This window comes from Halapricum sp. CBA1109 (genome assembly GCF_009741825.1).
Classification (GTDB): domain Archaea; phylum Halobacteriota; class Halobacteria; order Halobacteriales; family Haloarculaceae; genus Halapricum.
On record NZ_WPCA01000262.1, the window covers coordinates 1 to 1,272 of the forward strand.

At 67.2% G+C, this 1,272-nt stretch carries 2 protein-coding genes and 1 pseudogene; all 3 read right to left on the reverse strand.

The features are described 5' to 3' along the window. Positions 1–595 (reverse strand): MarR family transcriptional regulator (locus GJ629_RS15845; RefSeq protein ID WP_157513855.1); only part of this gene is annotated, 595 nt, incomplete at its 3' end. Positions 596–803: 208 nt separating this feature from the next. After that, entirely contained in the window at positions 804–1,082 is a 279-nt protein-coding gene (locus GJ629_RS18165) for a hypothetical protein (protein ID WP_370515945.1), read from the reverse strand. A gap of 71 nt (positions 1,083–1,153) precedes the next feature. Then, a pseudogene (locus tag GJ629_RS18170) lies at positions 1,154–1,240 on the reverse strand (hypothetical protein); the annotation flags it as partial. Between the last annotated feature and the right edge of the window lie 32 nt (positions 1,241–1,272).

Here is a 1,272-nt window from a genome sequence, read left to right on the forward strand (position 1 = left end):
CGGCGACGATGTCGTGGTCGGCGGCGAGGGCCGCGATGCGGTCGGGGTCCGCGACGGCGCTGCCGCCGTCCTGGACCCGCGGGAGCGAGACGACCGTCACCGTCCCGAGGTCGTAGTCGACGACGCCCTCGAAGTTCGTGACGCCGACGTCGGTGTCGGCCTCGGCGTCGGTGACGGCGACGGCCGTCGCGCTCCCGGTGTCGCCGGCCATCGCGTGCAGCGCTCCCTCACGCATCGTCAGCGTCACCGTTTCGCCCTCCGCGATGTCCGTCGACGCGATGGCCGTCTCGACGTCGACCTGCCCGATGACGTCCTCGGTGACGTGGTCGAGAAACGACCGGAGCGTGTCGGTCTGGGAGATGAGCCAGTCGACGCCTTCCTTGGTCACCTCGTAGCGCCCGCGGCCGTGTTTCGTGACGTAGCCGTGGTCGACGAGGTCACCGATGTAGTCGCTGACGGCCTGTGCCGTCACGCCGATGTCGTCGGCTATCTCCTGTTGGCTGACCGCCGGTTGGCGCTCGGCGATCCCGACGAGAATCTGATACCGGGTCGCGTTGCGCTTGCTCCGGAGCACGCCGGTGTCGTCGTCTGCCATTGTCGACTCCTGTGGCCCACGGAGTCAAGTACCTTTGTCTTATCTCCGACGGAGTTGTCGTCCTCGGCCGCTCTCGCGTTCGTGTGTGAAATGAGTTTTAATTAGATAAAATAAATTTGTCCTGCGGTCCACGTAGATTGTCGTTCAGACGCGCCGGCGCGGTCCCGGACCGTTCCGCGACGTGTCTCCGAGCGAGGGGCGACGGGGGTCAGTTCGCCCGGCCACCGACAGTGAACCGCGACAGCGACGACCGGAGCTTCTCTGCCCGGTCGTTCAGCGAGGTGACGCTGTCGCTGACGTCAGACATCGACGCCGCTTGCTGTTGGGCGGCCGCGGAGACGCTCTCGCTCTCTTCGGCGGTCCGCTTGCTCGTCTCGGCCACCTCGTCGACCATCGCCACCGCCTCCTCGGTGCTGGCGGCTTGGTCGTCGGTGGTGTCGCTGATCTCCTGGACGCCGCTGTCGGCCTCCTGTGCGTTCTGGGCCACGCGTTCGAACGCCTCGACGCGTCCTCGACTGCGTCCACCCCGTCCTGCATCGTGGTCTTGGCGCGGCGGGCCTCCTCGACCGCCTGCCCGGTCTGTTCTTGGGTGTCCGCGATGAGTTGTTCTATCTCGGCCGCGGACTCGCCCGTCCGGTCGGCCAGTTGCTTGACCTCGTCGGCGACGACGGCGAACC